Origin of the sequence: Vibrio cyclitrophicus, from assembly GCA_023206055.1 — a bacterium.
Taxonomy (GTDB): Bacteria; Pseudomonadota; Gammaproteobacteria; order Enterobacterales; family Vibrionaceae; genus Vibrio; species Vibrio cyclitrophicus_A.
The window spans coordinates 3,562,726-3,571,873 of the sequence record CP065366.1 but is presented as its reverse complement, the minus strand read 5'-3'; the positions used below and the strand labels follow the sequence as shown (position 1 = coordinate 3,571,873).

The following is a 9,148-nucleotide window of genomic DNA, read 5'->3' as shown; positions in this document are numbered from 1 at the left end:
TTCAATAATGTCGTTTCCGCTCGACTTGCATGTGTTAGGCCTGCCGCCAGCGTTCAATCTGAGCCATGATCAAACTCTTCAATTTAAGATTTTGTCGGCTCAATGAATACTGACTTCAAAACTACAAAAAGTAATTCTAAAGCTATTATCTTTCCAACAGAAAGATAATGAATTGACTGTGCCAAATACTTTCTTTCTACAAATCCTCCGAAGATTAATGGGCGTCGAGCGGCGGACGGGTGAGTAATGCCTAGGAAATTGCCTTGATGTGGGGGATAACCATTGGAAACGATGGCTAATACCGCATAATGCCTACGGGCCAAAGAGGGGGATCTTCGGACCTCTCGCGTCAAGATATGCCTAGGTGGGATTAGCTAGTTGGTGAGGTAATGGCTCACCAAGGCGACGATCCCTAGCTGGTCTGAGAGGATGATCAGCCACACTGGAACTGAGACACGGTCCAGACTCCTACGGGAGGCAGCAGTGGGGAATATTGCACAATGGGCGAAAGCCTGATGCAGCCATGCCGCGTGTATGAAGAAGGCCTTCGGGTTGTAAAGTACTTTCAGTTGTGAGGAAGGGTGTGTAGTTAATAGCTGCGCATCTTGACGTTAGCAACAGAAGAAGCACCGGCTAACTCCGTGCCAGCAGCCGCGGTAATACGGAGGGTGCGAGCGTTAATCGGAATTACTGGGCGTAAAGCGCATGCAGGTGGTTCATTAAGTCAGATGTGAAAGCCCGGGGCTCAACCTCGGAACTGCATTTGAAACTGGTGAACTAGAGTGCTGTAGAGGGGGGTAGAATTTCAGGTGTAGCGGTGAAATGCGTAGAGATCTGAAGGAATACCAGTGGCGAAGGCGGCCCCCTGGACAGACACTGACACTCAGATGCGAAAGCGTGGGGAGCAAACAGGATTAGATACCCTGGTAGTCCACGCCGTAAACGATGTCTACTTGGAGGTTGTGGCCTTGAGCCGTGGCTTTCGGAGCTAACGCGTTAAGTAGACCGCCTGGGGAGTACGGTCGCAAGATTAAAACTCAAATGAATTGACGGGGGCCCGCACAAGCGGTGGAGCATGTGGTTTAATTCGATGCAACGCGAAGAACCTTACCTACTCTTGACATCCAGAGAAGCCAGCGGAGACGCAGGTGTGCCTTCGGGAGCTCTGAGACAGGTGCTGCATGGCTGTCGTCAGCTCGTGTTGTGAAATGTTGGGTTAAGTCCCGCAACGAGCGCAACCCTTATCCTTGTTTGCCAGCGAGTAATGTCGGGAACTCCAGGGAGACTGCCGGTGATAAACCGGAGGAAGGTGGGGACGACGTCAAGTCATCATGGCCCTTACGAGTAGGGCTACACACGTGCTACAATGGCGCATACAGAGGGCAGCAAGCTAGCGATAGTGAGCGAATCCCAAAAAGTGCGTCGTAGTCCGGATTGGAGTCTGCAACTCGACTCCATGAAGTCGGAATCGCTAGTAATCGTGAATCAGAATGTCACGGTGAATACGTTCCCGGGCCTTGTACACACCGCCCGTCACACCATGGGAGTGGGCTGCAAAAGAAGTGGGTAGTTTAACCTTTCGGGGAGGACGCTCACCACTTTGTGGTTCATGACTGGGGTGAAGTCGTAACAAGGTAGCCCTAGGGGAACCTGGGGCTGGATCACCTCCTTATACGAAGATAGTCACGATGAGTGTCCACACAGATTGATGGTTTAGATTTAGTTAAAGCCAGAGCTTTAATTAATAACGTAAGTTATTGATTAAAGCTTTTTGCTTTATGCTCTTTAACAATTTGGAAAGCTGACTGATTTGATTACTTACGAGTAATTCAAACTTTTAAATTTGATCTAATGAAAGATAAACATTGAGAAACCAAGGTTTTTGGTTGTCATCAAGAAGGGTTAATTCTTGATAACTGTTTGCCGGACTCAATTGTGAATCAATGTAAACATTGATTCGAATACAAGACACTTGAATGTGTTTGTTGTGTTTACTTAGCGTATGGCAACTAACCAAGGTTTTTGGTTGTCATCAAGAAGGGTTAATTCTTGATAACTGTTTGCCGGACTCAATTGTGAATCAATGTAAACATTGATTCGAATACAAGACACTTGAATGTGTTTGTTGTGTTTATCTAATGAAAGATAAACATTGAGAACTTTTAAATTTGATTTGAATTACTCGTAAGTAATCAAATCAGTCAGCTTTCCAAATTGTTAAAGAGCTAGATTTCTTTCGAAACCATTTTTAAATATTTTCAGATAAAAACACTTAAAGATGGTGGAGCTATGCGGGATCGAACCGCAGACCTCCTCGCTGCCAGCGAGGCGCTCTCCCAGCTGAGCTATAGCCCCATCTGGAAAAGTATTTCTACTCTTAACTTTTCTAAACCTAATCAATCTGTGTGGACACTCATCGTAAGCCTCTCGCGTCAAGATATGCCTAGGTGGGATTAGCTAGTTGGTGAGGTAATGGCTCACCAAGGCGACGATCCCTAGCTGGTCTGAGAGGATGATCAGCCACACTGGAACTGAGACACGGTCCAGACTCCTACGGGAGGCAGCAGTGGGGAATATTGCACAATGGGCGAAAGCCTGATGCAGCCATGCCGCGTGTATGAAGAAGGCCTTCGGGTTGTAAAGTACTTTCAGTTGTGAGGAAGGGTGTGTAGTTAATAGCTGCGCATCTTGACGTTAGCAACAGAAGAAGCACCGGCTAACTCCGTGCCAGCAGCCGCGGTAATACGGAGGGTGCGAGCGTTAATCGGAATTACTGGGCGTAAAGCGCATGCAGGTGGTTCATTAAGTCAGATGTGAAAGCCCGGGGCTCAACCTCGGAACTGCATTTGAAACTGGTGAACTAGAGTGCTGTAGAGGGGGGTAGAATTTCAGGTGTAGCGGTGAAATGCGTAGAGATCTGAAGGAATACCAGTGGCGAAGGCGGCCCCCTGGACAGACACTGACACTCAGATGCGAAAGCGTGGGGAGCAAACAGGATTAGATACCCTGGTAGTCCACGCCGTAAACGATGTCTACTTGGAGGTTGTGGCCTTGAGCCGTGGCTTTCGGAGCTAACGCGTTAAGTAGACCGCCTGGGGAGTACGGTCGCAAGATTAAAACTCAAATGAATTGACGGGGGCCCGCACAAGCGGTGGAGCATGTGGTTTAATTCGATGCAACGCGAAGAACCTTACCTACTCTTGACATCCAGAGAAGCCAGCGGAGACGCAGGTGTGCCTTCGGGAGCTCTGAGACAGGTGCTGCATGGCTGTCGTCAGCTCGTGTTGTGAAATGTTGGGTTAAGTCCCGCAACGAGCGCAACCCTTATCCTTGTTTGCCAGCGAGTAATGTCGGGAACTCCAGGGAGACTGCCGGTGATAAACCGGAGGAAGGTGGGGACGACGTCAAGTCATCATGGCCCTTACGAGTAGGGCTACACACGTGCTACAATGGCGCATACAGAGGGCAGCAAGCTAGCGATAGTGAGCGAATCCCAAAAAGTGCGTCGTAGTCCGGATTGGAGTCTGCAACTCGACTCCATGAAGTCGGAATCGCTAGTAATCGTGAATCAGAATGTCACGGTGAATACGTTCCCGGGCCTTGTACACACCGCCCGTCACACCATGGGAGTGGGCTGCAAAAGAAGTGGGTAGTTTAACCTTTCGGGGAGGACGCTCACCACTTTGTGGTTCATGACTGGGGTGAAGTCGTAACAAGGTAGCCCTAGGGGAACCTGGGGCTGGATCACCTCCTTATACGAAGATATCTTCGGATTAATGGGCGTCGAGCGGCGGACGGGTGAGTAATGCCTAGGAAATTGCCTTGATGTGGGGGATAACCATTGGAAACGATGGCTAATACCGCATAATGCCTACGGGCCAAAGAGGGGGAATCCTCCGAAGATTCAATAATGTCGTTTCCGCTCGACTTGCATGTGTTAGGCCTGCCGCCAGCGTTCAATCTGAGCCATGATCAAACTCTTCAATTTAAGATTTTGTCGGCTCAATGAATACTGACTTCAAAACTACAAAAAGTAATTCTAAAGCTATTATCTTTCCAACAGAAAGATAATGAATTGACTGTGCCAAATACTTTCTTTCTACAAATCCTCCGAAGATTAATGGGCGTCGAGCGGCGGACGGGTGAGTAATGCCTAGGAAATTGCCTTGATGTGGGGGATAACCATTGGAAACGATGGCTAATACCGCATAATGCCTACGGGCCAAAGAGGGGGATCTTCGGACCTCTCGCGTCAAGATATGCCTAGGTGGGATTAGCTAGTTGGTGAGGTAATGGCTCACCAAGGCGACGATCCCTAGCTGGTCTGAGAGGATGATCAGCCACACTGGAACTGAGACACGGTCCAGACTCCTACGGGAGGCAGCAGTGGGGAATATTGCACAATGGGCGAAAGCCTGATGCAGCCATGCCGCGTGTATGAAGAAGGCCTTCGGGTTGTAAAGTACTTTCAGTTGTGAGGAAGGGTGTGTAGTTAATAGCTGCGCATCTTGACGTTAGCAACAGAAGAAGCACCGGCTAACTCCGTGCCAGCAGCCGCGGTAATACGGAGGGTGCGAGCGTTAATCGGAATTACTGGGCGTAAAGCGCATGCAGGTGGTTCATTAAGTCAGATGTGAAAGCCCGGGGCTCAACCTCGGAACTGCATTTGAAACTGGTGAACTAGAGTGCTGTAGAGGGGGGTAGAATTTCAGGTGTAGCGGTGAAATGCGTAGAGATCTGAAGGAATACCAGTGGCGAAGGCGGCCCCCTGGACAGACACTGACACTCAGATGCGAAAGCGTGGGGAGCAAACAGGATTAGATACCCTGGTAGTCCACGCCGTAAACGATGTCTACTTGGAGGTTGTGGCCTTGAGCCGTGGCTTTCGGAGCTAACGCGTTAAGTAGACCGCCTGGGGAGTACGGTCGCAAGATTAAAACTCAAATGAATTGACGGGGGCCCGCACAAGCGGTGGAGCATGTGGTTTAATTCGATGCAACGCGAAGAACCTTACCTACTCTTGACATCCAGAGAAGCCAGCGGAGACGCAGGTGTGCCTTCGGGAGCTCTGAGACAGGTGCTGCATGGCTGTCGTCAGCTCGTGTTGTGAAATGTTGGGTTAAGTCCCGCAACGAGCGCAACCCTTATCCTTGTTTGCCAGCGAGTAATGTCGGGAACTCCAGGGAGACTGCCGGTGATAAACCGGAGGAAGGTGGGGACGACGTCAAGTCATCATGGCCCTTACGAGTAGGGCTACACACGTGCTACAATGGCGCATACAGAGGGCAGCAAGCTAGCGATAGTGAGCGAATCCCAAAAAGTGCGTCGTAGTCCGGATTGGAGTCTGCAACTCGACTCCATGAAGTCGGAATCGCTAGTAATCGTGAATCAGAATGTCACGGTGAATACGTTCCCGGGCCTTGTACACACCGCCCGTCACACCATGGGAGTGGGCTGCAAAAGAAGTGGGTAGTTTAACCTTTCGGGGAGGACGCTCACCACTTTGTGGTTCATGACTGGGGTGAAGTCGTAACAAGGTAGCCCTAGGGGAACCTGGGGCTGGATCACCTCCTTATACGAAGATAAATCAGTCAGCTTTCCAAATTGTTAAAGAGCTTGATTCAAACTAATGAACCATTTTTAAATATTTTCAGATAAAAACACTTAAAGATGGTGGAGCTATGCGGGATCGAACCGCAGACCTCCTGCGTGCAAGGCAGGCGCTCTCCCAGCTGAGCTATAGCCCCATCTTTGTATCTAGTCGATATTGGTGGGTCTGAGTGGACTCGAACCACCGACCTCCCGCTTATCAGGCGAGCGCTCTAACCAGCTGAGCTACAGACCCAATATCGTCTCTTTTACTTTCTAAACCTAATCAATCTGTGTGGACACTCATCGTGGACTTTTAAATTTGATTGAATTACTCGTAAGTAATCTCTCAATGTTTATCTTTCATTAGATAAACACAACAAACACATTCAAGTGTCTTGTATTCGAATGATCAGAAATGATTGTTCATTTTTTGATTCTACTTTTTATTAAAAAGTGGAAACAAAAAGTAAATTGAGTCCGGCAAACAGTTATCAAGAATTAACCCTTCTTGATGACAACCAAAAACCTTGGTTTTCTATTTGCTTTCACTTTAAAAAGTGAAGACAAATAAGCGTATGGCAACTACCCTTTCGGGTTGTATGGTTAAGTGACTAAGCGTACACGGTGGATGCCTTGGCAGTCAGAGGCGATGAAAGGCGTAATAACTTGCGATAAGCCCAGATTAGGTAGTAATAACCTTTTGAGTCTGGGATTCCTGAATGGGGAAACCCACTTGCATAAGCAAGTATCCTGTTGTGAATACATAGCAACAGGAGGCAAACCGGGGGAACTGAAACATCTAAGTACCCCGAGGAAGAGAAATCAACCGAGATTCCGAAAGTAGCGGCGAGCGAAATTGGATTAGCCCTTAAGCTTTTAATGAGACAGATGAAGGCTCTGGAAAGTGCCGCAATAAAGGGTGATAGCCCCGTAATCGACATCTCATAATCAGTGAAAACGAGTAGGGCGGGACACGTGATATCCTGTCTGAATATGGGGGGACCATCCTCCAAGGCTAAATACTACTGACTGACCGATAGTGAACCAGTACCGTGAGGGAAAGGCGAAAAGAACCCCTGTGAGGGGAGTGAAATAGAACCTGAAACCGTGTACGTACAAGCAGTAGGAGCACCTTCGTGGTGTGACTGCGTACCTTTTGTATAATGGGTCAGCGACTTAATTTTAGTAGCAAGGTTAACCGTTTAGGGGAGCCGTAGGGAAACCGAGTCTTAACTGGGCGTACAGTTGCTAGGATTAGACCCGAAACCAGGTGATCTAGCCATGGGCAGGTTGAAGGTTGAGTAACATCAACTGGAGGACCGAACCGACTAATGTTGAAAAATTAGCGGATGACTTGTGGCTAGGGGTGAAAGGCCAATCAAACCTGGAGATAGCTGGTTCTCCCCGAAAGCTATTTAGGTAGCGCCTCGGACGAATACTACTGGGGGTAGAGCACTGTTAAGGCTAGGGGGTCATCCCGACTTACCAACCCTTTGCAAACTCCGAATACCAGTAAGTACTATCCGGGAGACACACGGCGGGTGCTAACGTCCGTCGTGGAGAGGGAAACAACCCAGACCGCCAGCTAAGGTCCCAAAGTATAGCTAAGTGGGAAACGATGTGGGAAGGCTCAGACAGCCAGGATGTTGGCTTAGAAGCAGCCATCATTTAAAGAAAGCGTAATAGCTCACTGGTCGAGTCGGCCTGCGCGGAAGATGTAACGGGGCTAAGCTATACACCGAAGCTGCGGCTACGTACCTTAGGGTATGTGGGGTAGGGGAGCGTTCTGTAAGCCGTTGAAGGTGGTCTGTAAGGGCTGCTGGAGGTATCAGAAGTGCGAATGCTGACATGAGTAACGATAAAGGGAGTGAAAAACTCCCTCGCCGGAAGACCAAGGGTTCCTGTCCAACGTTAATCGGGGCAGGGTAAGTCGACTCCTAAGGCGAGGCCGAAAGGCGTAGTCGATGGGAAACGGGTTAATATTCCCGTACTTCTTACAATTGCGATGGGGGGACGGAGAAGGCTAGGTGGGCCTGGCGACGGTTGTCCAGGTTCAAGTATGTAGGCGGAAAGTTTAGGTAAATCCGGACTTTCTTAACGCTGAGATACGATGTCGAGCTACTACGGTAGTGAAGTCATTGATGCCATGCTTCCAGGAAAAGCCTCTAAGCTTCAGATTGTAAGGAATCGTACCCCAAACCGACACAGGTGGTCGGGTAGAGAATACCAAGGCGCTTGAGAGAACTCGGGTGAAGGAACTAGGCAAAATGGTACCGTAACTTCGGGAGAAGGTACGCTCTTATCAGTGAAGTCCCTTGCGGATGGAGCAGACGAGAGTCGCAGATACCAGGTGGCTGCAACTGTTTATTAAAAACACAGCACTGTGCAAAATCGTAAGATGACGTATACGGTGTGACGCCTGCCCGGTGCCGGAAGGTTAATTGATGGGGTTAGACTTCGGTCGAAGCTCTTGATCGAAGCCCCGGTAAACGGCGGCCGTAACTATAACGGTCCTAAGGTAGCGAAATTCCTTGTCGGGTAAGTTCCGACCTGCACGAATGGCGTAATGATGGCCACGCTGTCTCCACCCGAGACTCAGTGAAATTGAAATCGCTGTGAAGATGCAGTGTACCCGCGGCTAGACGGAAAGACCCCGTGAACCTTTACTACAGCTTGGCACTGAACATTGAACCTACATGTGTAGGATAGGTGGGAGACTATGAAACCGCGTCGCTAGATGTGGTGGAGTCGTCCTTGAAATACCACCCTTGTAGTTTTGATGTTCTAACGTTGGTCCCTGAATCGGGATTACGGACAGTGCCTGGTGGGTAGTTTGACTGGGGCGGTCTCCTCCCAAAGAGTAACGGAGGAGCACGAAGGTGGGCTAAACACGGTTGGACATCGTGTGGTTAGTGCAATGGCATAAGCCCGCTTGACTGCGAGAATGACAATTCGAGCAGGTGCGAAAGCAGGTCATAGTGATCCGGTGGTTCTGAATGGAAGGGCCATCGCTCAACGGATAAAAGGTACTCCGGGGATAACAGGCTGATACCGCCCAAGAGTTCATATCGACGGCGGTGTTTGGCACCTCGATGTCGGCTCATCACATCCTGGGGCTGAAGTCGGTCCCAAGGGTATGGCTGTTCGCCATTTAAAGTGGTACGCGAGCTGGGTTTAGAACGTCGTGAGACAGTTCGGTCCCTATCTGCCGTGGGCGTTGGAAAATTGAAAGGGGCTGCTCCTAGTACGAGAGGACCGGAGTGGACGAACCTCTGGTGTTCGGGTTGTCATGCCAATGGCATTGCCCGGTAGCTAAGTTCGGAATCGATAACCGCTGAAAGCATCTAAGCGGGAAGCGAGCCTTGAGATGAGTTTTCCCTGGCACTATAAGTGTCCTAAAGGGTTGTCGTAGACTACGACGTTGATAGGCAGGGTGTGTAAGTGCTGCGAGGCATTGAGCTAACCTGTACTAATTGCCCGTGAGGCTTAACCATACAACACCCAAGGGGTTTTGTGGACTCATCTCTTCAAACTCATTCAAGGTCTGTCTTTCTAT

The 9,148-nt window shown here is 49.4% G+C and carries 2 tRNA genes, 4 rRNA genes and 1 other annotated feature; of the genes, 4 read left to right on the top strand and 2 right to left on the bottom strand.

Features of this window, described 5'->3' with window-relative positions:
- Positions 1 to 85, bottom strand: a sequence feature (16S ribosomal RNA rRNA prediction is too short).
- A gap of 55 nt (positions 86 to 140) precedes the next feature.
- The 3 genes from ITG09_15925 to ITG09_15915 all read left to right on the top strand — a co-directional run bounded on the left by ITG09_15925 (position 141) and on the right by ITG09_15915 (position 5,575).
- Positions 141 to 1,672: ribosomal RNA gene (locus ITG09_15925) — 16S ribosomal RNA — on the top strand.
- Between the two features lie 573 nt (positions 1,673 to 2,245).
- Positions 2,246 to 3,755: ribosomal RNA gene (locus tag ITG09_15920) — 16S ribosomal RNA — on the top strand.
- A gap of 288 nt (positions 3,756 to 4,043) precedes the next feature.
- A 16S ribosomal RNA gene (locus ITG09_15915) occupies positions 4,044 to 5,575 on the top strand.
- A gap of 96 nt (positions 5,576 to 5,671) precedes the next feature.
- Here the strand turns inward: ITG09_15915 and ITG09_15910 are convergent.
- Together ITG09_15910 and ITG09_15905 are read right to left on the bottom strand one after the other, a co-directional pair.
- Positions 5,672 to 5,747: transfer RNA gene (locus tag ITG09_15910), tRNA-Ala, on the bottom strand.
- Between the two features lie 21 nt (positions 5,748 to 5,768).
- Positions 5,769 to 5,845: transfer RNA gene (locus ITG09_15905), tRNA-Ile, on the bottom strand.
- A gap of 348 nt (positions 5,846 to 6,193) precedes the next feature.
- Here ITG09_15905 and ITG09_15900 point away from each other — a divergent pair.
- Positions 6,194 to 9,086: ribosomal RNA gene (locus ITG09_15900) — 23S ribosomal RNA — on the top strand.
- The 16S and 23S rRNA genes sit together here with 2 tRNA genes alongside, the layout of an rRNA operon.
- Positions 9,087 to 9,148 lie beyond the last annotated feature (62 nt).